At 70.9% G+C, this 22870-nt stretch carries 22 protein-coding genes; 14 read left to right on the plus strand and 8 right to left on the minus strand.

Annotated elements, in window-relative coordinates; genetic code table 11:
- The first annotated feature begins 5 nt into the window (after positions 1-5).
- Genes EMA17_RS09730 through EMA17_RS09750 form a run of 5 tightly spaced genes read left to right on the plus strand, consistent with a single transcriptional unit; the run spans position 6 to position 5525 of the window.
- On the plus strand, positions 6-818 hold the full coding sequence (locus EMA17_RS09730; protein WP_126636499.1) for a DUF8175 domain-containg protein: 813 nt from the start codon (positions 6-8) through the stop codon (positions 816-818).
- Entirely contained in the window at positions 808-2151 is a 1344-nt protein-coding gene (locus EMA17_RS09735; protein WP_126636500.1) for a hypothetical protein, read from the plus strand. Before EMA17_RS09730 ends, EMA17_RS09735 begins: the two co-directional genes overlap by 11 nt.
- Entirely contained in the window at positions 2151-3662 is a 1512-nt protein-coding gene (locus EMA17_RS09740; protein ID WP_126636501.1) for an SCO6880 family protein, read from the plus strand. Before EMA17_RS09735 ends, EMA17_RS09740 begins: the two co-directional genes overlap by 1 nt.
- Positions 3663-3704: 42 nt before the next feature.
- Positions 3705-5060 carry an ATP-binding protein gene (locus EMA17_RS09745; protein ID WP_126636502.1) on the plus strand — a complete coding sequence of 452 codons (1356 nt, stop codon included), beginning with the start codon at positions 3705-3707 and terminating at the stop codon, positions 5058-5060.
- On the plus strand, positions 5061-5525 hold the full coding sequence (locus EMA17_RS09750; RefSeq protein WP_126636503.1) for a hypothetical protein: 465 nt from the start codon (positions 5061-5063) through the stop codon (positions 5523-5525).
- Positions 5526-6249: 724 nt separating this feature from the next.
- Here EMA17_RS09750 and EMA17_RS09755 read toward each other — a convergent pair.
- From EMA17_RS09755 to EMA17_RS09765, 3 genes are all read right to left on the minus strand, one after another.
- Complete coding sequence (locus EMA17_RS09755; protein ID WP_126636504.1) at positions 6250-6516, minus strand: hypothetical protein; 267 nt, start codon at positions 6514-6516, stop codon at positions 6250-6252.
- Positions 6517-6607: 91 nt separating this feature from the next.
- Complete coding sequence (locus tag EMA17_RS09760; RefSeq protein WP_126636505.1) at positions 6608-6892, minus strand: hypothetical protein; 285 nt, start codon at positions 6890-6892, stop codon at positions 6608-6610.
- Positions 6893-6940: 48 nt separating this feature from the next.
- Positions 6941-7495: a MarR family winged helix-turn-helix transcriptional regulator gene (locus tag EMA17_RS09765; protein ID WP_126636506.1), complete on the minus strand. Its 555-nt coding sequence runs from the start codon at positions 7493-7495 to the stop codon at positions 6941-6943.
- A gap of 407 nt (positions 7496-7902) precedes the next feature.
- Between EMA17_RS09765 and EMA17_RS09770 the strand changes: the two genes are divergently transcribed.
- On the plus strand, positions 7903-9174 hold the full coding sequence (locus tag EMA17_RS09770; protein WP_174861332.1) for an MFS transporter: 1272 nt from the start codon (positions 7903-7905) through the stop codon (positions 9172-9174).
- Between the two features lie 438 nt (positions 9175-9612).
- Here EMA17_RS09770 and EMA17_RS09775 read toward each other — a convergent pair whose 3' ends face one another.
- Complete coding sequence (locus tag EMA17_RS09775) at positions 9613-10017, minus strand: hypothetical protein (RefSeq protein WP_126636508.1); 405 nt, start codon at positions 10015-10017, stop codon at positions 9613-9615.
- Between the two features lie 230 nt (positions 10018-10247).
- Positions 10248-10643 carry an ATP-binding protein gene (locus tag EMA17_RS09780; RefSeq protein ID WP_126636509.1) on the minus strand — a complete coding sequence of 132 codons (396 nt, stop codon included), beginning with the start codon at positions 10641-10643 and terminating at the stop codon, positions 10248-10250.
- A 184-nt stretch (positions 10644-10827) separates the two neighbouring features.
- Here EMA17_RS09780 and EMA17_RS09785 point away from each other — a divergent pair, with 184 nt between their 5' ends.
- The 3 genes from EMA17_RS09785 to EMA17_RS09795 all read left to right on the plus strand — a co-directional run bounded on the left by EMA17_RS09785 (position 10828) and on the right by EMA17_RS09795 (position 12196).
- Complete coding sequence (locus EMA17_RS09785) at positions 10828-11700, plus strand: DUF5753 domain-containing protein (protein ID WP_126636510.1); 873 nt, start codon at positions 10828-10830, stop codon at positions 11698-11700.
- A complete protein-coding gene (locus tag EMA17_RS09790) occupies positions 11693-11908 on the plus strand; it encodes a DUF397 domain-containing protein (protein ID WP_246126556.1) in 216 nt (71 codons plus the stop codon). Before EMA17_RS09785 ends, EMA17_RS09790 begins: the two co-directional genes overlap by 8 nt.
- A gap of 63 nt (positions 11909-11971) precedes the next feature.
- The gene (locus tag EMA17_RS09795; RefSeq protein WP_126636511.1) at positions 11972-12196 is read left to right on the plus strand and encodes a DUF397 domain-containing protein; all 225 of its coding nucleotides are present in this window, start codon (positions 11972-11974) and stop codon (positions 12194-12196) included.
- Between the two features lie 109 nt (positions 12197-12305).
- On the opposite strand, the gene cutA is transcribed toward EMA17_RS09795, so the two are convergent.
- The gene (cutA, locus tag EMA17_RS09800; protein ID WP_246126557.1) at positions 12306-12617 is read right to left on the minus strand and encodes a divalent-cation tolerance protein CutA; all 312 of its coding nucleotides are present in this window, start codon (positions 12615-12617) and stop codon (positions 12306-12308) included.
- A gap of 296 nt (positions 12618-12913) precedes the next feature.
- On the opposite strand from cutA, the gene EMA17_RS09805 reads away from it, so the two are divergent.
- The 3 genes from EMA17_RS09805 (at position 12914) to EMA17_RS09815 (ending at position 16114) form a co-directional block, all read left to right on the plus strand.
- A complete protein-coding gene (locus EMA17_RS09805; RefSeq protein ID WP_126636513.1) occupies positions 12914-14059 on the plus strand; it encodes an acyl-CoA dehydrogenase family protein in 1146 nt (381 codons plus the stop codon).
- A gap of 63 nt (positions 14060-14122) precedes the next feature.
- Positions 14123-15163 carry a phosphotransferase family protein gene (locus EMA17_RS09810; RefSeq protein WP_126636514.1) on the plus strand — a complete coding sequence of 347 codons (1041 nt, stop codon included), beginning with the start codon at positions 14123-14125 and terminating at the stop codon, positions 15161-15163.
- A 498-nt stretch (positions 15164-15661) separates the two neighbouring features.
- Positions 15662-16114, plus strand: a complete 453-nt coding sequence (locus EMA17_RS09815) for a universal stress protein (RefSeq protein ID WP_126636515.1) — start codon at positions 15662-15664, stop codon at positions 16112-16114.
- 101 nt (positions 16115-16215) lie between these two features.
- On the opposite strand, the gene EMA17_RS09820 is transcribed toward EMA17_RS09815, so the two are convergent.
- Positions 16216-16959, minus strand: coding sequence for a TetR/AcrR family transcriptional regulator (locus EMA17_RS09820; protein ID WP_235618601.1), 744 nt, complete (start codon positions 16957-16959; stop codon positions 16216-16218).
- Positions 16960-17178: 219 nt separating this feature from the next.
- Here EMA17_RS09820 and EMA17_RS09825 point away from each other — a divergent pair, with 219 nt between their 5' ends.
- Both EMA17_RS09825 and EMA17_RS09830 read left to right on the plus strand, forming a co-directional pair.
- Positions 17179-18510: an NAD(P)/FAD-dependent oxidoreductase gene (locus tag EMA17_RS09825; protein WP_126636516.1), complete on the plus strand. Its 1332-nt coding sequence runs from the start codon at positions 17179-17181 to the stop codon at positions 18508-18510.
- A 223-nt stretch (positions 18511-18733) separates the two neighbouring features.
- Positions 18734-20350, plus strand: a complete 1617-nt coding sequence (locus EMA17_RS09830; protein WP_126636517.1) for a SpoIIE family protein phosphatase — start codon at positions 18734-18736, stop codon at positions 20348-20350.
- Positions 20351-20787: 437 nt separating this feature from the next.
- On the opposite strand, the gene EMA17_RS09835 is transcribed toward EMA17_RS09830, so the two are convergent.
- Positions 20788-22719: an asparagine synthase C-terminal domain-containing protein gene (locus EMA17_RS09835; protein ID WP_160161358.1), complete on the minus strand. Its 1932-nt coding sequence runs from the start codon at positions 22717-22719 to the stop codon at positions 20788-20790.
- Between the last annotated feature and the right edge of the window lie 151 nt (positions 22720-22870).

A 22870-nucleotide genomic window follows, 5' to 3' on the forward strand; every position in this document is an offset into this window, starting at 1 on the left:
AGGCCATGAGCGACGAGGAACCCGCCACGCGTACCCGCCTGCCCAGACCCACCACCTCACCGGAGGGTCCGGAGCCCAGGCGCAACCCCATACTGTCCGGGATCGGCGTCGTGGTGGTGATCGCCGTGGTCATCGTGTCGCTGCTCTTCGCCGCGAACCGCTCCGACGACGGCGACAAGGGCGGCGCGGACGACACCGCGAAAAGTTCCTCCGCCGAGCCCGAAACCCCGGCGGGCGGACCGCCGTTGTCCGCCGCGCAGGTGCCGGAGCGCACCGAGTCCGGCGTGCCCGTCGGCTACCCGCAGACCGCCGAGGGTGCCCAGTCCGCCGCGGCCAACTTCGTCGTCGCGTACGGCTCGGCCCGGATGTTCCGCGCCCAGCCGCGCACGGCGATCATCACCACCATCACCGATCCGGCCGTGCGCGACGGCCTGCTTGCCCGGGCCGACCAGGCGTTCCGGACGCAGACCACCGTGTTCGGCCTCCAGCCCGACGGCACCGCGCCCAAGGGGCGCACGTTCGTCTGCCGGGCCGTGCCGATGGGTACCAAGTCCATTGCCTACACCCCCGCTTCCGCCACCGTCGAGGTGTGGAGCGTGGGCGTGGTGGGGCTGGCCGGGTCCGATTCCACCAGGCCCGTGGCCGAGGCGTGGAACACCACCACGATGCGTCTGTCGTGGGTGAACGGGGACTGGAAGCTGACCGAGTTCAGCCAGAAGGAGGGTCCGACACCGGTGTCCGGACTGCAGGATCCGTCCGGCGCCAACGACATCGCCAAGGCCGACGGGGAGTTCGGGGAATTGCGCCATGCACGCTGACCGGGAACACCGCAGCCTTCGCACCCGATTCCTGACCGCCGGCGGGGTGTTCGCCACACTCCAGGCCGTGCTCGTACTCGGCGCCACACGCGTGTGGGCCGATCCCACGCCCGGCGCCACCGCCTCCCCGGGAGCCACCGCCTCCCCCGGCGCCTCCACGAGCCCCAGCGCGCCGGCGAGCAAGCCGGAGTGCGATCTGCTCACCGGCCCCGCCAAGGACATCTGCAACAACGGCGGCCCGGGCGCCCCGGGTTCGGGCCCGCTCGGCACCGTGACCGACCCGCTCGGCTCGATCGCCAAGGGCTGCGCCGACGCGGCCACCTGGATCATCGACAAGCTGGCCGGCGCGGTCAACGACACCACCCAGGTCGACTTCACCAACCCGGGCTTCCTGCGCCAATACGCGGTGGTGTTCGCCGCGTCCACCTTCCTCACCCTGATCCTGTGGATCCTGGCGGTGGCCAAGCGCGCCGTGCGCGGCGTCCCGATAGGCACCGCGATCAGCGAGGCGATCGGCTACCTGTGGCTGGCGGTGATCGCGTCCGCGTTCACCCCGCTGGTGCTGTACTTGGCGGTCTCGATGACCGACGCGATCACCGCGGCCATCGCGACCGGCACCCAACAGGACACCAACAAGTTCCTCGGCGGCTTCTCCAAGGCCCTCGATCCGGCGAGCGATCTCGGCGGCGGCCCGGTCATGCTGATCTTCGTGTCGCTGCTGTCGATGGCGGCGGCGGCCGTGTTGTGGGTCGAACTCCTGGTCCGCGCCGCGATGTTGTACGTCGGCGCGATCCTGGGCACGGCGGTGTACTCGGGTCTGGTGGACAAGGCGATGTGGCACCACGTGCGGCGCTGGGCCGGGATCATGATCGCGGTGCTGCTGGCCAAACCGGTGATCGTGATAGTCCTCGGCCTGGCCACCGCGGTCACCACGGGCGGCAAGGACGACGCGTTCTCCGCGGTGCTCTCGGGCCTGGCGATCCTGTTCCTCTCCATTTTCGCCAGTGTGCTCATCTACCGGTTCGTGCCCAGCATCGGCGACGACATGGCCGCGCTGCACAGCAGCCGCAAGGCGATGCAGTCCGCCGGACCGGCCTCGGCGGTCAACGGACCGGCCACGTACATGAAGCAGGGCATCCAGGCACACGCCTCGCGCGGATCGACCGGTTCCGGCGCAGGCTCTGCCCCGGTGACCGCGAACGCCGTATCGTCGGGCATTGCGGCCCATGGCACCAGGGGCGGGGGATCGGGCGGCGCTCCGGCTCCGACGCCGACCCAACCGCCCAAGGCCAGTCCCGCGGCAACGCCTCACGCGAGGAACGGTAAAGAGTAATGACAACGCAACCGGTCGCCCGACGCCGGACCTTCCTGATCGGCAAGGCCAAACCCACCGCGGTCATCGGCAAGAACCGCGAGCCCGGCGAGATCTTCCTGATCATCGCGGCGGGCGGCCTCGCCCTGCTCTGGGGCCTGGTGGTGCCGATCCTGGTGCTGCGGATCGCGGGTCTGGTCGGTTTCCCGTTGCTCGCCTTCGCCGCGGTGTACATGCCGTACAAGAAGCGCACGTTCTACCGGTGGTGGGAGATCAACCGGACCTACAAGCGCACCATCAAGCGGGGCGCGAAGTATCGTTCGGCGGTCACCGAGGCGGGCACCAGGCTGACCGGGCAGGGCGTCGCGGTGGGCGCGCCGCCCGGGGTCGGCCGGGTGGCCTGGGCGAGTGTGCCGTTCGGTCCCGACGACCTGACCGTGCTGATGCACCTGGAGCGGCGCACCGTCACCGCCGCGATCGAGATCGAGGGCCCGGGCGTGGGGCTGCGCGACTCGGAGGACCAGGAGGCGCTGGTCGAGCGGTTCGGCACGCTGCTCAAGCACGTGGCCAACGGCGACGGCTTCGTCACCCGCCTCCAGGTGCTGGCCCGCACGCTGCCGGCCGACCCCGACGCGCACGCCAAGGACGTGGCCCGGCGCGGCGACCACCAGGCGCCGGCGTGGGTGCAGGACTCCTACGAGCAGTTGCAGTCGATGGTGTCCACCTCCTCCGAGCAGCACCGCGCCTACCTGATCGCGTGCATGCACTACACGCGCGAGCTGGCCGCCGAGGCGAACGTGATGGGCAAGGGCGACAAGGGCATCGGCGTGGTGATGGCGCGCGAACTCACCGACGTGTGCGCCCGGTTGACCGAGGCCGACATCCGGGTGCGACAGCCGCTGAACGAGGCCAGGCTGGCCTCGTTGATCCATTCGATGTACGACCCCGAACACCAGATCGACGCGTTCGAGGGCATGCAGCCCCGCTACGCCTGGCCCGCGGAGTTGGACGCGACGCACCCGAACTACCTGGAGGCCAAGACCCGCGAGTCGGACTCGGCCGAACCGTGGTGCCACGCCACGGCCTGGATCAAGGAGTGGCCGCTGACCCCGGTCGGGGTCAACTTCCTCGCCCCGCTCCTGGTGCACACCCCCGACGTGATCCGTACCGTCGCGGTGACGATGGACCTGGAGCCGACCGACGTCGCGATCGAGCGCATGCTCACCGAGAAGACCAACGACGACGCCGACGCGGCGCGCGCGGCCAAGATGAACCGGGTGGTCGACCCGCGCGACATGGCCCACACGGGCCGGGTCGACCAGCGCGGCGAGGACCTGGCGGGGGGCGCGGCGGGGGTGAACATCGTCGGCTACATCACGGTGTCCTCGCGCAATCCGGACCAGCTCTCCCGGGACAAGCGCACGATCCGGGCCTCGGCGGGCAAGTGTTTCCTCAAACTGGAGTGGTGCGACCGCGAGCAGCACCGCGCGTTCGTCAACACGCTGCCGTTCGCGACGGGTATCCGCAAGTGAGCGCGGCCGGTTCGGCCGCCCGGGACGGGAAGGGGTGAGCGCATGCCGGGTCTGATCTCGACGTTGACCCAGGGCTTCGCCGGCATGATCTTCGGCCGGGGCGAGACCCAGCGGTTGCCGGTACGCACGTCCACCGGCCAGGCCCAGGCGATCTACCTGCCGACCGCCGCGCCCGGGCTCGGCGACTCGGGCGTGATCATCGGGCGCGAGGTGTACTCGGGCAAGGGCTACATCTACGACCCGTTCCAGCTGTACGGCCAGCAACTGCCCGCACCGCACTGGCTGGTGCTCGGCGAGTCCGGCAACGGCAAGTCGGCCCTGGAGAAGACGTACGTACTGCGCCAGTTGCGCTTTCGCGACCGCCAGGTGGTGGTCCTGGACGCACAGGGCGAGGACGGCGTCGGCGAGTGGAACCTGATCGCCGAGGCGCTGGGGGTCAAGCCGATCCGGCTCGACCCGAACGACCTCTCCGGCGACGCGGTGCGGCTGAACCCGCTGGACCCGGCGATCGCGGTGACCGGCCAGCTGGCACTGCTGCGCACGATCATCGAGGTGGCGATGGGCCACGCGCTCCAGGAGCGCGCGGGCTACGCGCTCAAGGCGGCCCACACGCACGTGATGCGCACCGTGTCGGGACGCCAGCCGATACTCCCGGACATCGTCGAGGCACTGCGCAATCCGACGCCGGAGTCGTGCGAGTTGCTCAGCCTGGACGTCAAGGACGTCCGGGTCTGGGGCCTCGACGTGGCACTCGTGCTCGACCGGCTCACCGACGGCGACCTCAAGGGCATGTTCGAGGGCCCGACCACGGACGGCATCGACCTCGACTCGCCACTGATCATCTTCGACCTCTCGCACATCGACCGGAACTCGATCGCGATGCCGATCCTGATGGCGATCGTGGGGGTGTGGCTGGAGCACACCTGGATCCGGCCGGACCGGGTCAAGCGCATCTTCCTGGTGGAAGAGGCGTGGCACATCATCAACAGCCCGTTCGTGGCCCAACTCTTCCAGCGCCTGCTCAAGTTCGGCCGACGGCTCGGCCTGTCCTTCGTGGCGGTCGTGCACCACCTGTCCGACGTGGTCGACGGAGCGGCCGCCAAGGAGGCGTCGGCGATCCTGAAGATGGCGTCGACCCGCACCGTCTACATGCAGAAGGCGGACGAGGCGCGTGCCACGGGAAAGGTGCTCGGCCTGCCCAGATGGGCGGTGGAGATCATCCCGACGCTGACCCCGGGCATCGCGGTCTGGGACGTGAACGGCAACGTACAGGTGGTCAAGCACCTGATCACCGACACCGAACGCCCGATGGTCTACACGGACCGGGCGATGACCGAGGACGCGGTGGAGGAACGGGTGCGGGCCGAGGCGGCGTTGGCCGACGATCCGGCGGCGTAGATGGCGGGGTCGGGAGGGCTGCCGGTACCGCGCGAGCCCACCCCGGGGCGGGTGCCGTCGCGGGGCGTACCGGACGGCCTGCTGCTCGCGGGGCTGCTGTTGCTCGTGGCCGGCACCACGGTGATCTGGCTGTCCACGGGACTGGCCGCGCTCGGGTCCGGCAAGGACTGGCCGGACCGGGTCACGTATCACGGCTCGGCGCTGGCGGTGCACCCGCTCTTCACCCGCCCGGACGACCTCGCGCACGCCTGGCCGGACACACCACCGGGCCAACTGCCCTCCCCCACCGCGTTCTGGGTGGCATTCGGCCTGGTGTGGCTGGTGCTGCTGACCGCGGCGGCGTGGATATTCCGCTGGTGGCTGCGCCGGTTGCGGCGACGCGCGGAGGGGGCGGCGAACACTCCGCCGGAATCCCCGAATTCCCCCACCCCGAAGCGGAATCACCAGCTCCCGAACGGGGAATGATGCACTCGCGCGTCCCGCGTCGGAGGCGCCCTCGCCCGTGGCCGGGCCTGGTCGCCGCGTGGCCGTAGGGTCACCCGACGATCGGCCCGACCCACCAAGCTCGCGGCCGCATGGCCCTGTCGGGTCTCCGCCGCACCCCTGGCCGCGCCCGCGCTGGGCGGCCTCAAACGCCGGCCGGGCTGAAGGTGGCGCCGTCCACGTTCCGGCTCGCGCCCGGAGTGGACGCGCGTTCAGCCCGACCAGCGCTCAAGGCCACCCGACACAGGCACGGCCCACCTTCAGCCCGGCCAGCGCTTGAGGCCACCCCACGCAGGCACGGCCAGAAGCAAGCCGAAACGCGAACGGAACCCACCTTCAGCCCGGCCGGCGCTTGAGGCCACCCGGCGCGGGCGCGGCCCACCTTCAGCCCGGCTGGCGTTTGAGGCCACCCCACGCAAGCACGGCCAGAAGCAAGCCGAAACGCGAACGGAACCCAGCTTCAGCCCGGCCAGCGTTTGAGGCCACCCGGCGCGGGCGCGGCCAGGAGCGAGCCGAAACACGGACGGAACCCACCTTCAGCCCGGCCGGCGTTTGAGGCCACCCCACGCAAGCGCGGCCAGAAGCGAGCCGAAACGCGAACGGAACCCAGCTTCAGCCCGGCCGGCGTTTGAGGCCACCCGGCGCGGGCGCGGCCAGGGGCGCGGCGGAGACCCGACAGGGCCATGCGGCCACGAGCATCGCGGGCTCAGTCCGTCCAGGTCATGCATTCTTCGCAGCGGTAGGCCCGGGGACCGGACTTGTATTCGACCTTGTCGGACCTTCGGTAGTACTTACAGGCGCGGTTCTTGCAGACCACCGGATGCCCGTCGACCGCGTCCGGGGGCAACGGCGTCGTTTCGTACGTGCAGGGCGTCGGTGGCAACTTCTTGTAGTAACCCCCCGTCGCCGGCAGCGCCGTCGGGTCGAACGGGGCGTACGCGGCTCCGTCGGACACACCCTCGGATACGGCCATCCACACGCCTCCCGTGACTCCCGTGTCCTGGGGACGCTAGCCGAGAAACCCACCCGGTACGGAGGCTTCGGGAGGGTTCACCCCGAAGGGTTCACGCCCGCTCGGGCCGGATCCAGTCCAGCAACCGCGCCGCGTGCGCCCGCACCGGACACGGCGACGGCACCCCGCACACGCAGGTCCCCTCCCCCGTGGGCCGATGCCGACCCAGGGTCCGGGCCACCACCAGCCGGTAGTCCAGCAGCGCGTCCTCGGCCGACCGCGCACCACGAGGCCGAGGCGCGCGCAGCACCCGCGGCGCCGGTCGCGGCAGCCCCGCCGGCAGCGGGCGGTCCAGCCGCTCGATGTCCGTACGCTGCCTCGGAATACGCACTCGCATCCGCCCTGGTCCTCTTCTCGTCCGCCGGCCCGCCGCAGGCGAACCGCATCACTCCGTGTCGAGTCGCCCACCGGCGTCCGGCTGGGATTCCTCGACCCGCGTCAACATCCCGCGCAACCCCGCGGCCAGCGCGTGCCGCTCGGCCGGACCCAGGTCCTGGAGCAGACCCGCCTCGAAGACCGCGGCCTCGCGGACCACCCGCAGCCACACGTCGCGACCCGTACCGGTCAGCTCGACGATCACCCGCACCCGGTTCTGCTCGTCGCGGGTCCGGGTGACCAACTCCTCGGCGACCATCCGGTCCAGCCGGTGCGTCATCGCCGCGGGGGTCAGGCCGAGCCGACGGGCCAGGTCGCCGGGGCTGAGCCGATAGGGCCGGCCGACCAGGACGAGGGCCTTGAGCACCTCCCACTCGGCGTTGGTGATGCCGAGCGCCGTCAGCTGGCGGCCGTAGGCCACGCTCATCCGGCGGTTGAGTTTGGACATCGCCGCCACGATCGTCTCGACCAGCGGGTCCACCTCGGGGAATTCGCGCTGGAAGACGGCGAGGTATTCCTCGATGTCGCCTTCGTCCGGCGTTGCCTGCTCGGCCCCCTCTGTCATGCCGGGAAGTATCCCATCTCCGCACCCCCGGTCCGTCGCGCGCGGACCCGGTCGGCGGTAGGCGGTCGGCGGGGACCACCGGTGCCGGGTGGTCCCCGGTAATGCATTGGACGCGAACGCTATAGATCCGTATAGTTTAGCTCTGAAGTCTTCAGGCTTGAGGACTCGGACCATCGGATCAGGCACGGCGGCACCGCCGGCGCGGGCCCGGGACACCCCCGGCTGCCCCCGGCGCACCCGCCTCGACGCGGACCAGGCGATCCCCCTCGCCGGACACGGGCATGCCCCCGTGCCGGCGCGGGCCGGATCGGTTGCCCCGTCACGCCCCCGTACCGCCGAGACCCGCCCGCGGACCGATCCCCGCGGGCCGGAACGGCCGGCCCGCGCGACCGACAGTCGGGAGGTGTGTGGTGGCAACCCGGGGCGCTCTGCGTCGAATCCAGCTCGGTAACGCGCTCAGCGCGTTCGGCAGCGGCTTCACGGTGCCGTTCCTGTTCGTATACGTGACGCGGGTGCGAGACCTGTCCGCCGGTCAGGCCGGACTGATGTTCAGCGTGCTCGCCATCGCCGCGCTGTGCGCGCTCCCGATGGTCGGTCCGGCGATCGACCGGCGCGGCCCGCGTTCGGTGCTCGCGCTCGGCGCGACGGTCGCCGCGCTCGGCTCGCTCACCCTGGGCCTGGCGCGCACCGGCATGTTCGTCATGCTCGGCGCGGCGCTGCTCGGCGCGGGCATCGCCGCGATCCAGCCCGCCCTGGCCACGATGATCGTGCGGCTGACGACGGCGCCGACCCGCGCCCGGGCGTTCGCGCTGCAGTTCACCTTCAACAACCTGGGCCTGGGCATCGGCGGGCTGATCGGCGGCCTGATCGTCGACGAGTCGCGGCCCGCCAGCTTCACCCTGCTGTTCGCCATCGAGACCGCGATGTTCCTCGTCCTCGGCGCCGTGTGCGGCACGGTCCGGCTGCCCGCGATACCGGCCGTGCCGGCCGGCACCACGCCGGGCGCGGGTTTTCGGCACCTGCTGCGCAACCGGGCGATGGTTCGGCTGTGCGTGGTGAGTGCGGTGATCTTCTTCACCTGCTACGGCCAGTTCGAGTCGGGCCTGACCGCCTTCGCGACCGAGGTCAGCCGGATCTCGCCGCGCATGCTGGGCGTCGCGCTCGCGGCCAACACCGCGGTGATCGTGCTCGGCCAGCTGACCGTGTTGCGCATCACCCAGCGCCGCCGCCGCAGCACGGTGATCGCGGCCACGGGCCTGGTCTGGCTGCTCGCCTGGATCGTGACGGCGGTGTCGGGCCTGGTCCACGACGACTCGGTCGCCGCCGCGAGCACGATCGTGGTCACCTTCGCCCTGCTGGGTGTGGGCGAGTCGCTGCTGGCGCCGACCCTCGGCCCGATGGTCGCCGACCTGGCCCCGGCGCACCTGCTGGGCCAGTACAACGCGGCCCAGTCGCTGGTGAAGCAGTTGGCCATGGCGGCGGGCCCGGCCTTCGCGGGCGTGATGGTCGGGGCGGGCCTGTACGCCCCGTATCTGGGCGTCCTGATGGCCTGCTCGATCCTGATCACGGTGCTGGCGCTGCGCATGCGCCACAGCCTCGACCCCACCCAGAACGGCACGGTGGTGGCCGAGTCGACGATCACCCGACAGCCCGCCGGCCCGCAGGCCCTGACGGCGTAGCCGGGCCCGCCGCGCTCCCGTCCCCCGTCCCGGGATCGGGATCGCGGTGGCCCTCGCTCCGCCACCGTCGGTGCGGCGCGTGGACGGGTCGTCCGGTCCATCCGACGGGGCCGACGTGCGCGGCCTCGTCGGCCCGGTCGCCTGTCGGGGCGAGCCGTGTCCGGAGGCCGTTCGGCGTGAGGTGGTCCTCGCGTCGCAGGATCATCCGTACGTAACCGGCGGAGAACCCGACGGTGCGGGCGATGGCGTCGACGGGTACGCCGTCGCGGTGAGCGCACGCGACCGCGACGCGGATCGCGGCACCGGCGGCTCGACAGTGGCTGCGGTACGCGCGCTGCTCGTGGTGCGACGTGGTCCGGGGATCCGGGTGCCGGCCCTCGAGCCGGCCGCGCTCGGCGGCGGTTGCGGCAAGCCGCGCGAGGGCGGCGCCGGGGCGGTTCACCGGCTTCTGTCCGGTGCGTGGACGTGGCGGGCGACGACGCGGTCGGCGATCGCCGCGCGGATGCCCTCGGCGGACAACCATCGGTCGAGGCGGTCGTGCAGGTCGGCGACCTGGTCGATGGTGAGTCCGGCGGCGGGCATCGGGTCGAGGCACAACCGCGGTTCGGGCGTGGTGGTGGTCGGGATCAGGTCCGGTCTGTGCCGCTCGATGTCGTCGAGGAGGACCTGGCGATGGTGTTCCTGGAGGTGGACCATCGCACGCGGTTCGGGCCGCTCCCCATCAACGGATTCGACGAAAACCCGCAACCGCAACCCGATTCCGTCCCGGATCAGCCGGGCCCGACCGGGCGGGCGATCCTCCGGGCGCGGCGGGCACAGCAGCGTCCCGGCGAGCACGACCACGTCCGCGTCGGTGAGATGGAACGCCGCCTGCTGCCGCGCCGCCGGTGCGGTGAAGGACGCCGACGCGACCTCCAGCCGCCACGGCCGGGGGTGGTTGACGGGCGCCAGGCGGGCGGTCCAGGCGGGCAGGATCAGCGCCTATCCGCCCGCGTCGGTCTCGGTCATGGAGCCTCCAAGGGGTGTGCGGCTGTGCATGGTTGGCGCGGAGCCGGGACAACCGGCCCGGCCCGTCATGGAGGCACCGCGAACCCGGCCACGAACGCCTGATAGCCGCCCTGCCGCCGCTCGCACCGAAACGCGCTGGTCAGCGCGTGCGTGATCAGCAGCCCCCGCCCGGACTCGGCATCGGGATCCACCACGGGCCGCGGCAACTCCACCGGCGCCTGCCGAACCAGCACGGTCACCCAAAAGAGCGGCCCGGCAAGATGCGTAGTCACCAGGACCGGACTCGTCGGATGCCCATGCACGAACGCGTTGGTGGCCAACTCCCCCACCACCTCGGCGACATCATCCGCATTCACCCCGACGGCCCGGGCCCGCACCGCGGCATGTTCGCGAGCGGTCCGCACGGGCCGAAGGCCCGACAACCGCAAAACGGAAGGAAGTTCGAGAGCACTGGCAGACACGGCTGTCCCCTGACTCTGCGGGGTGCGGGCTCACGCCCATTGCGTCGAGTAACGAAAAAAACGCTTCGTGTGACATACGTGACTTTACAGATCGACTTGCACTTCACGAGCGCAATCACGAAATCAATTTGAGTGACTGCTGTGCGCTCCCAGCCGGGTGCAGACTGTGCGCCAAGGAGGAACCATGCCGATCGACTCAGGGTCCGTGATCCAGCGGCGACGCCTGGCCCGCGAACTCAGGCGCCTTCGCGCCGAGACCGACCTCACGTTGGCTCAGCTCGTGAAGCAACTCGGTGGCACAAGCACCAAGTGGAGTCGCATCGAGAAGGGCGAAAGCAGCGTCCACCCCGACGACTTGACGGGCCTGCTCATGCTCTACGACGTCGATGTCGAGAGCCGGCGTGAGCTGATGTCATACGCTCGCGGCAGTCGGCCGGGAGGCAAACGAAGTTGGTGGACCAAGTACAGCGACGTCTTGAACGCGGGCTACACCGAGTTCATCGCCTTCGAGAACGAAGCCGCTATCCAGCACACATACCAGCCGCTGCTGATTCCAGGCTTGCTCCAAACCGAGGCATACGCCCACGCCACGCACGCGGGCAAGTTCCATGCATTCAATCCGGATCAGGCGGACGACCTGGTCGAGGTTCGGATGCGCCGTCGGAGACGTCTCGAAGGCGACAACCCTCTTGTCCTGAACGCCTTCCTGAGCGAGGCATCGCTACGGATCCACGTCGGCGGTCGAAACGTCATGCAGGAGCAGTTGGCCTACCTGGTCGAGCGGGCGCGATTGCACAATGTGAGTGTTCGCGTTGTTCCCAACTCCGGTGGGATCGCGGGCGCGTACGACAGTGGCGTCACTCTCCTCGACTTCCCCGACGCGATGGATGCCAGTGTCGCGTTCCTGGCTTCGATCGTGGGCACGCTGCTACGAGAAGAAGCGCGCGACGTCAAACGATTGATCAGAGTCTTCGAGGATCTCAGCCAAGCGGCTCTATCCGAAGGCGACTCGATCGCACTCATCGAAGATGCGGCAGGAGAGCTGAACAGTGATTGAGCATGTGGACCTGCACCCCGCAGACGCAGGCCGAGCAATATGGCGGACCTCGTCCTACTCCAACGGTGGTGGGGAGTGCGTGGAGGTTGGCCACGTCACCAAGGCCACATACACGGGAGTGCGCGACAGCAAGTCGAAGGACGGTCCCGTCCAGAGCTATGCCGCGCCCGCGTGGGATGCGTTTCTCGACGCCCTGAAGATCCGCTGACACGACGTCTACAGACCTGCCGGCGGACAAGATCGCCGTGCTACTACGGGAAGAGAGTCTGCGGTGGACAAGAGCGAGCTGTACGAAGCCGACCTGACGGCCGCCGTCTGGATCAAGGCAAGCGCTTCCGACCAGAACGGCACCTGCGTCGAACTCGCGGGTGTAGCCGACGGCGTCGCGATGCGCGACTCCAAGAACCCCGACCTGCCCGCGCTGCGCTACACCCGCGACGAGCTCGCGGCCTTCATCGCCGGAGCCAAGGCCGGGGAGTTCGACCACCTGATCTGAGAGTCGCGCGCCCGCGTCTCGATCACCCGACGAATCCAATGGGTGATCGAGACACCGAAGACGCATCGCTCGGCCGGTCCGCCCGGTTCCGTGCGGAACTTCGGGATCTCTAGCGGGGTTTGGTTTCGTCGGTCAGCCACGCCAGATACGCCGCCGATCCGGCGGTGATGGGCAACTGAATGACCTCGGGCGTGTCGTACGTGTGCGCGCCCAGGATGTAGTCCCGGATGTCCTGGAAGCGGTCGGCCGGCGCCTTGAACCACACTTGATATTCGGGGTCGTCCTGCACCCGCCCGTCCCACCAGTAGACGCTGCGGATCGGCCCGACGATCTGCGCACAAGCCGCCACCCGCGCCTCCACGCCGCCACGTGCGAGCGCTTCCGCCGCCTCGCTGCCGTCGGTCGTGGTGATCACGACCATGTAGCCCGTCACATGCCCCCCTCGCGGCGGCCCGCACATGTCGTAACCGCGTCGGTGTCGGTCCTGCCATCAGAGTATGTCTCCGCATCGCGACCTGTCCGGGGACCGGGCGGCGAGGGCCGACGCCGTACGCCCGTGACGGTGGGATTCGGCTGTTCCCGAGACAGGCTCCCTCGGCCCCGAAGGGTTGATCCCCCTTCCCAGCGCGCCTAACATGCGTGCACGTGGAACCTACCGACCGGTAGGAATGTTCGAACCGGCGTGGTCCTTCGCGGGACCGCAGGGGGAGTGGACACATGAGGGACCGGCACCTCGAACCCGAGCACATCGCCTTTCGGGAGAGCGTTCGGGAGTTTTTTCAGCGCGAAGTCGTGCCCTTCCACGATCAGTGGGAGAAGGACGGGATCGTCGATCGTTCGCTCTGGCTGAAGGCCGGCAAGCAGGGGCTGCTCGGGATCGACGTGGACGAGCGCTTCGGCGGCGGCGGGGTGGCCGACTTCCGCTACCTGGCCATCGCGTCCGAGGAACTGACCCGGGTGGGCGCGTCGGGTGTGGGCTTCGGGCTGCACAACGAGGTGGTCGCGCCGTACCTGAACGACCTCGCCACCGACGAGCAGAAGCGGCGCTGGCTCCCGGGCTTCTGCTCGGGCGAGATCATCACCGCGATCGCGATGACCGAACCCGGCGCGGGCAGCGACCTCCAGGGGGTGCGCACCACGGCGCGGCGGGACGGCGACCACTACGTGCTCAACGGCGCCAAGACCTTCATCACCAACGGGATCAACGCCGACCTGGTGGTCGTGGTCGCCAAGACCGACCCCGAGGCCAAGGGCAGCAAGGGGATCAGTCTGATCGTGGTCGAGCGAGGCATGCCCGGCTTCGAACGCGGGCGCAACCTCGACAAGATCGGGATGAAGGCGCAGGACACCGCCGAGTTGTTCTTCTCCGACGTCCGGGTCCCGGCGGCCAACCTGCTCGGCGAGGAGAACCGGGGCTTCTACCACCTGATGCACAACCTGCCCCAGGAGCGGTTGGGCATCGCGTGCAGCGCGGTGGCGGGTGCCGAGCGGGCGTTCGCGCACACCCTCGAATACGTCAAGACCCGGACCGCGTTCGGCCGCACGATCGGCTCGTTCCAGAACACGCGATTCGAACTGGCGGAGATGGACACCGAGTTGGACATCGCCCGGACCTACCTCGACGACTGCGTCATGAAGCACATCGCGGGCGAACTGGACGCGGTGGCGGCCTCGAAGGCCAAGTGGTGGACCACCGACCTGCAATCCCGGGTGGTCGACCGCTGCCTCCAACTGCACGGCGGTTACGGCTACATGCTCGAATACCCGGTCGCCAAGGCGTTCGTCGACACCCGTGTGCAGTCGATCTACGGCGGGACCAACGAGATCATGAAGGAGATCATCGGCCGTTCCCTCGGCATCTGACGCACCCCGGCCCGCCGGCCGCACCACCCGGCACCCGAGCAGCACCGAAGCGGAGAGTCCACCATGTCGCAGAGTTCCCCGTCCGAGGCGCTGCGCCCCGAGGCGATCACGACCTGGCTCGCCGAGCGCACGTTTGTGCGGCCGCCGCTCGACTTCGAACTCGTGCTCGGCGGGCGGTCGAACCTGACCTACGTCGTCGCCGACGCCGACGCGCGCCGGTGGGTGTTGCGGCGGCCTCCGCTCGGGCATGTGCTGGCCACCGCCCACGACATGGGCCGCGAGTACCGGATCCTGGCCGCGCTCGGGGCGGGGCGCACCGATGTGCCGGTGCCGCCGGTGCTCGGGTACTGCGCGGACGACGCGGTCAACGGCGCGCCGTTCTTCGTGATGGACTTCGTCGACGGGCACGTGATCCGCGGCGCCGAGGACGCGAACCGGCTGCTCACCCCGACGGCCCGCCGGCGGGCGGGGGAACAACTGGCGGACGTGCTGGCCGCGATCCACGCGGTGGACGTGGACGCGGCGGGCCTGGGCGAACTCGGGCGTCGCGAGGACTACATCGGCCGCCAACTGCGGCGCTGGCAGCGCCAGTGGGAGGCCACCCGGGTGCCCGGGATAGACACGATCGACGAGGTGCATCGGGCGCTCGCGGCGTCCGTGCCGGAGCAGCAGGGCGCGACGATCGTGCACGGCGACTTCCGGCTGGACAACGTGATCCTGGGTCCCGACGGCACCGTGCGCGCGGTCCTGGACTGGGAGTTGTGCACGCTCGGCGACCCGCTGGCCGACGTGGGCACCACGCTCATGTACTGGGTCGAGGCGGGCGAGGACGGCACGCTGCTGCCGGCGGACGGCACCGCGAGCGAGGGGTTCGTCGACCGGGCCGCGTTCGCCGCCCGCTACGCGGCGGCCACCGGTCGGGACCTGAGCCACATCCGCTGGTACCAGGCGTTCGCCTGCTGGCGGCTGGCCTGCATCCTCGCCGGCGTGCTCGACCGCTACACGGCCGGCGCGATGGGCGAGCAGGACACGTCCGGCCGCTTCACCCCCGACGGGCTGCGGGCCCTGGCGGAGCGGGCGAGGGAGATCCTGGCCACCGCCTGACCCACCGGACGCCGGGTGCTCGGGTCGCGGCGGGCGCCGAGCCGGTCGACGCCCGATCTGCCGAAGCCCGGGCCCGCCGGCGCCGTAGCCGCTTGGCGCCCGAGTCGGTCGGCCCCCGGCCACCCGAGCCGCGCCGCGCCCACCCCCCGCGCGGCGCTCCCGACTTTGCACGCTCGAATCGCCGACGCCTGAGCCTGCTGCCGACACCCGCACTACCCAACGCCCCAGCCGCTCGACGCCCGAGCCTGCCGGCGCCGTGGCCACCCACGGCCGCGCCGGCCCACCCCCGCCCCGAGACGACGTGCGCCCGAGCCTGCCGGCGTCGTGGCCGTCCGCGCCCGCGCCGGTCCGCGCTTCGCTCACCACTCACACCGTGCCGGCGTGTGTGTTCGCCGGCCCACCCGCCGTCCGGGTGGCATTCCGGCGTGGAAGTGAGCGCGCGACGCCCCGGTGGTATGGGGCCCTCCGCATCCGGTTTCCGGTGGACGAGGAGGGCCCATGACCGACGCTGAGCCGAAGGGCGTCGTGGTCGGCGTCGACGGATCGGAACCGTCCCGGCGGGCGCTGGACTGGGCGATGACCGAGGCCGAACTGCGCGAACTGCCGCTTTACGTGGTGACCGCGCAGCCCGCGACGCCCGGCTACGTGGTGATCGCGCCCGGCCCGCACTACCAGGAGGACCTGGAACGGACCCTCACCGAACTGCGGATCCGGACCGAGGCCACGGTGAGCGAGGTGAACGGCGAGCGCGAACACACGTTCGGCGGCCACGCGGTGGTCCAGGTCCACGCGGGTACGGCGACCGAGGTACTGCTCGGCATGTCCGAACGCCACGAACTGGTCGTGGTGGGCTCGCGCGGCTCCGGCGGATTCGCCCGCCTGCTGCTCGGCTCGGTCAGCACGGCGGTGGTACACCATGCCGCGTGCCCGGTCCTCGTGGTGCGCGGCTGAGGCACTGTGCGGTCGGTGGTGGTGGCGATGGTCGCGGTGCCGGCGCCGAGTGCCGGTCCGGCCTCGGGACCGCGAGGGCGCCCGGACTTCCGGACTCCGCCTCAACTCAGGAACAAGGTGTCCAATTCGTCCTGTGTAAACGGTTTTCCGGGCAGCGGCGAGGAATGTCCCGCGTGCAGCCCGTCGAGCAGGATCTCCAGATAGCGACCGGCGATGGTCAACCGCTGTGGATGCGGCAGCCCCGACGGGGGCAACAGACACGACATCATCAGTGAGATGTCGGCGTCGGACACGTCGGCCCGAAGCAGGCCGCCGGCCTTGGCCCGGTCGACCAACATGCCCACCGCGTCGTTGAGTTCGGCCCGCGAGGTACTCATCTCCTCGGTGACCGGGACCCGCCCGCTGAGCGCGGGGAACAATCGGCCGGCACCCGAGCCGACCGCGCGGCGTAAGTAGCGGGCCAGGGCGGACCACGCGTCGGGCTCCTCGTCCAGCGCGTTCACCGCCTCGGCCGTCAGCCGGTTGGTCTCGGCGATCATGATTCGCTGGACCAGTGCCTCCTTGCCGGTGAAGCGGCGGTAGATGGTGCCCACCCCCACGCCGGCGCGACGGGCTATCTCCTCCATCGGAGCGTCGTAGCCCAACTCGCCGAACACCTCACGGGCGGCGCGCAGCACCTGCTCCAGATTGCGCCGGGCGTCGGTGCGCAGCTGTGGTGACGGCTCGGCCGGCCTGCTGCGCTGCGGCTTGCGTGCGGATGGAATCGTCGTCGTGTGCCGACCTCCGATGCCGTCGGCTCCGGTGTCCTGCATCTTGGTGGTACGCGTGCGCGAAGCGCCGCTCATAGCGTCTCCCCCGGAAGGCAAGTGTGTCGATTCCCCCACCAGACCCCGCTTTGCCCAGGGCGTCGAGACTACCCGAACCGACCCCGACCCAGAAGCGGAATCCGACAGCACGGTTGTGAAGATATCGCTGAACGCTGACGTCTCGTCACCACCAGTACGGACGGTGGAAACCCGTCGAACACCTGGATGCCCACCCCGGAAAGGGGCAGAGTGGGACGCATGACGACCTCGACTCGGCCCGAGCGCATCCTGATCGTCGGCGGCGGCTATGTCGGCCTGTACACCGCTCTGCGCCTGCAACGGAAACTCAAAACGGGAGAGGCGACGGTGACCGTCGTCGAACCGCAGTCCTACATGACCTACCAGCCCTTCCTCCCGGAGGCCGCGGCCGGCGCCATCTCGCCGCGACACGTGGTCGTCCCCCTCCGGTCGGTGCTGCCCAGGTGCCGGATCGTCACCGGGACCGTCGAGCACGTCGACCACGCGAACAGGACCGCGACCGTCGAACTGCTCGGCGGGGAGACCTACGCCGAGCCCTACGACCTGCTCGTGGTGGCGCCCGGCTCGGTGGCGCGCACGCTGCCCATCCCCGGTCTGGCCGAGTGGGGCATCGGCTTCAAGACCGTGGAGGAGGCCATCGCGCTGCGCAACCACGTGCTGGAGCAGTTGGACACCGCCTCCTCGACCCGCGACCCGTCGATCCGCGACCACGCGCTGACGTTCGTCTTCGTCGGCGGCGGCTACGCGGGCGTCGAGGCGCTGGCGGAGTTGGAGGACATGGCGCGCTACGCCTGTCGCTACTACCACAACATCACCCCCGCCGACATGCGCTGGATCCTGGTCGAGGCATCTCCCCGGATCCTGCCGGAAGTCGGCGAGGACATGGGCCGGTACACGGTTGCCGAATTGCGCCGACGCGGCATCGACGTACGGCTGAACACCCGTCTGGAGTCGGCGGTGAACCGGCACGTGGTGCTCTCCGACGGCACCGAACTCGACGCGAGCACGCTGGTGTGGACCGCCGGCGTCAAGCCCAGCCCGATGTTGCTCTCCACCGATCTGCCGCTGGACGACAAGGGCCGGCTCCGGGCCCGGGCGACGCTGGAGGTGGACGGTGTACCGGGGGTGTGGACCGCGGGCGACTGCGCGGCGGTGCCCGATCTGACCAAGCCGGGGGAGGAATTCACCGGGCCCAGCGCGCAGCACGCGGTGCGCCAGGCCCGGGTGTTGGCGGACAACATCGTGGCCAGGCTGCGTCGTCAACCGCAGCGGCAGTATCGGCACAAGTACGCCGGCTCGGTCGCGTCCCTCGGGCTGCACAAGGGTGTCGCGCAGGTCTACGGGATCAAGACCAAGGGCCTGCCGGCCTGGTTCATGCACCGCACATATCACCTCAGCCGGGTGCCCACGGTGAACCGCAAGATGCGCATCATGGCGGAATGGACACTGGCCCTGATGTTCCGGCGCGAGATCGTCTCGCTGGGTTCGATCGAACACCCGCGCGCCGAATTCGAGTACGCCACCCGAGGCGACCGCAGGCGCACCGGGTAGGCACGTGCGACCGCCCGGCTCGTAGGCTGCCGTGTTGTCCGAGGGTTGAGTGTGTCGCGAGCGGGTCCCGTACATTGCCACAGCGCACTGCTGCGGTACCCCGAACGGGGGCCCGGTCACGGGACGTGATTCCCTCACGGCCGACTTTCGCCCACACTGGGGATGTCACCTGCGGTATATCTCCATGCGCTTTGCGTGAACGAACTCTCCAGGAAGCGAGCGGTTGAACATCACTCGGTGGGGCGCCCGGCTGGCCGGTGACCGGCGGCGCTCGGTGCCGGCGGCACGCAGCCAGGAATCGAACGACACCTTCCCGCTGCGCGACGTGCTGGCCCACGCGCCCGCGCTGATCGCGGTCACCCGGGGGTCGAACCACGAGCTGTGTTACGTCAACGACGCCTACCGGGCGGTCTTCGGCGCGCGCAGGTCGGGAATCCCGGCGCGGGACGCGCTGCCCGAACTCGCCGAGCACGGGCTGCTGACCCTGATGGACCAGGTCTATCGGACCGGGCGGGGGCGTACGGTGCGGGCGCGACGGGTGGATCACCGCGGCGAGACGTACCCGGGCATGCCGGAGAGCGAGCGCAGGCACGGCTACTACACGTTCGTCTGCACGCCGGTGCGCCCCGAGGCGGCCGGGCGGGGCGGGGACACGCGCGGCGTGCTGGTGTTCGCGGTCGACGTCACCGACCAGGTCCAGGCCACCGACCGGTTGCGGGAGAGCGAGCGGCGACACCGGCAGGCCGCGGTCACCCTGCAGCGGAGCCTGCTGCCGCAGCGGTTGGAGAACCCCGACGACCTGATCGTGGCCGCGAAGTACCTGCCCGGCGGCACCGACGCGGCGGTGGGCGGCGACTGGTACGACGTGATCACCCTGGGCGCGGGGCGCACCGCGCTGGTGATCGGCGACGTGATGGGCCGCGGCGTGCGGGCGGCGGCGGTGATGGGCCAACTGCGCACGGCGGTACGGGCGTACGCGCGGCTCGACCTGCCGCCGCACGAGATCCTGCAACTGCTCGACGAGACCGCGATGGAGATCGACGCCACCCAGATCGCCACCTGCGCGTACGCCGTCTACGACCCGGGCGAGGGGGTGCTCACGTACTCCACGGCGGGCCATCTGCCGCCGCTGGTGCGCGACGGCGACGACGTGATCCACAAGCTGGACGACGCCAACGGACCGCCGCTCGGCACCGGGGCCAGTTGGCCGCACACCTCGGGACGGATCACCCTGGATCCGGGCTCGACGGTGGTGCTGTACACCGACGGCCTGGTCGAGCGTCGGGGTGAGGATCTGGACGAGGGCATCGACACGCTCGGCGCCGCGCTGCTGTCCTCGGCGGGCGAGCCGGAGGCGGTGCGCGACCACCTGATCGCGCACATGCAGTTGCCCGAGGAGCACGACGACGACATGGCCATGCTGGTGCTGCAGCTGCCGCGGCGCGAGGGGGCGCAGGCGCGGCTGTTCCGGACCGCGTCGCTCGACCTGCTCGGGGGCAGTGAGGTGGCCGCGCGTGGGCGGGCGTTCACGTCCGGGGTGCTGGCGAGTTGGCAGGTCGGCGAGGAGTTGCGCGAGCTGGGGGTGCTGGCGGTGAGCGAGTTCGTGGCGAACGCGCTCACGCATGGCGCGGCCCCGATGCGGTTGCGCCTTCGGCGCACGGATCGGCGGTTGATCGTCGAGGTGTCCGACGCGGACGACCACGTGCCTCGGCGGCGTCGGGCGGCGGCCGATGACGAGAGTGGTCGGGGTGTGGCGATCGTGGCCACGATCGCGAAGTCGTGGGGGAGTCGGTTGACGGACGAGGGCAAAACCGTCTGGTGCGAGTTCCCGTTGGGCTGACCGGGGTTTTGGCCTCATGCGCCGGCCGGGCTGCTTCGCCTCAAACGCCGGCGAGGCTCTTTGGCCTCAAACGCCGGCCGGGCTACTTCGCCTCAAACGCCGGCGAGACTGATCTGGCCTCAAACGCCGGCCCGGCTGCTTGGCCTCAAGCGCCGGCCCGGCTGGTTCGCCTCAAACGCCGGCGAGGCTGATTTGTGCTCGCCTGGTGACGCGGTTGGGGTGCCTCGCGCTGTCGGTGGGTTCGGGCGGACTCCGGTGATGGCCGGCCTGGGGCGCCTCCTGTGCTGGGTGGGCTGCCTGGTGGCTGGGACGGAGCCGGACTGCGCTCCGCCACCCTGGTCCCGACAGCCCGGCCGGCGTTTGAGGCCACCCAGCCCCGCCGGCGCTTGAGGCGAAACAGCCCGGCCGGGGCTTGAGGCCGGCCGGGCCCGATGGCGTTACGCCACTGCGGCGGCGATTCGGACGCCTGGGGCGGAGCTGGGGGTGGCGTCCCAGCGCATGACGCGGCCCTCCCAGACGCCGCGCAGCCACAGCTCGGCCGAGACGATGTCGGCGAGCGGGCCCAGCGGCAGGTCCGGGCGTACGGCCTGGTCGCCCTTGGCCAGGCTGGGGCCGCCGATGGCCAGGTCGAGCGCGTGCCGTACCTCGACCGGGTCCAGCACGCCCAGCTCGCCCAGCAGCGGGTCGGCGAACAGCTCCCGCAGCGTGCGGGCGTTGATCCGCAACCCGCGCCGCTCGGCCTCGGTGTAGTCGGCCCGGTGCACGGTGCCGAGCGCGTGCGAGGGGACCAGCCCCTGTACGGCCGCGGTGAGCAGCGCCCTGGGGCCGTCGTCCCGATCCCGCGCCCAGGCCGGCAGCGCGAGTCCGGCGCGCACCACGGCGGTGTCCAGGTAGGGCGCCTGGACCCGCACCCCGACCCGCTCGGCGAGTTGCTGATAGGCCCGTTGCCGTTCGGCCGCCCGGCGGACCGCGACCCATGCGGCGCGGTCCCCCGGACGGCCGTGGACAGCCGGATCCGCGGCGACTACGGATCCGGCGGAGACCACCGATTCGCCCGCGAGGCGGCGCAGCGACACGGCGAGGCGGTGGCGCATGTCCGGCGTCGTCCAGACCGCCGTGGGGGCCGCGGTGCACCACGCGATGGCGGCGGCCGGGCCCGTGTCCACCCGACCCGAGCCCGCGAACACCTCGGCGAGCCGATCGAGTGCCTGGGGGAAGGTGGTGCGGGCGACCCGACTCGCGGTACTCGCCAACTCGAAGCCGCTCATCCCGAGGTTGCGCCCCCAGGTGCGGGCGTGCCGGGCGGTGGTGACCCGGCGGCGGTCCATCGCGAGGTCGGCCAGGTAGGCGAGCGGGGTGCCCAGTACGGCGTCGCCGCCGTAGCCGGTGACGTGCATGTCGATGCCGGCGTCGCGAACGGCCTCCAGGGTGCGGCCGGTTCGGGCCATCCCGATCAGCGAGAAGCCGGGCTCGTCGGGCATCACCGTGCCGTCGAGCACGTCGGCGAGGCCGGTGTAGGGAAGGTGGTCCACCCCGCCCGGGATCACCAGGTGGCGCAGCCGCGCCGAGCGGGCCACGATGTCGGCCGCCGAGGCCGGGTCGCCGGGGGCGCACGGCTCGGCCCAGGTGACCGCGACCAGGTCGCGCGCGGTGCCCTTGGTGAGCGAGCGCGCGCCGAGCAGCGCGAGCACCGCGGAGTCGCGCCCGCCGGACAGATCGGCGCCCGGACGCTCGGATTTGGCCACCCGCCGGCCCACCGCGTCGGTGAGCGCGCGCCCGAGCGCGTCGGCCGCGCCGGGGAAGTCCAGGGGAGAGCGGTGTTGTTCGTAGAGCCGCACGCGGGCCACGCCGTGGGTGAGTTCGAGCGCATGGCCTGGTTCCAGCCGGCTCACGCCGGTGAACATCGAGCGCCCGGCGACCAGTTCGGGCACGTCGGGGCAGGCGAGTCGGGCCGCGAACGCCTCGGTGTCCAGGCCCGCCCGGGTCAGGTCGGCGAGCGGAAGCGCGTGCGAGGCGTAGACCACGCCGTCGCCCGGGTCGGCGTGGAACACCTGGCGGACACCGGCGAGATCGCCCAGCACCACGGTACGCCGACCGGTGCGCAGCACCACGTGGTAGCTGCCCGCCCAGCCGGTGAGGTGCCGCAGCGCCCCACCTCGGGCCACCGCGAGGCCGACCTCGAGTTCGGCGTCGGTGGCGCCGCAGACGCCGAGCACGGCCATCCGCAACCTGCCCCGACTGACCACCCGTACCTCGTCGGCGGGCCAATTGCCCACCAGCCACAGCGGATCGGAGCCATCCCACAGCGTCCTGGCCCCGGTCGGCCGGGCCACGCTCGGGCTCTCGGACGTCCCTGCGAACCAGCGCATCTCGACCCCCTTCGGGTAAACGGCACCGCGCAAACCCACCATGGATGCCGGCCGTACAGGCTCCGACGGTTCCATGTAACCAAGGTTAGGCAAGCCTGAGTAGAGCGCATTCGACGGCGCACGGGGACACGCACCCGGCGCATGGTTCCTT

Source organism: Embleya hyalina (genome assembly GCF_003967355.1).
In the GTDB taxonomy this organism is placed as follows: Bacteria; Actinomycetota; Actinomycetes; order Streptomycetales; family Streptomycetaceae; genus Embleya; species Embleya hyalina.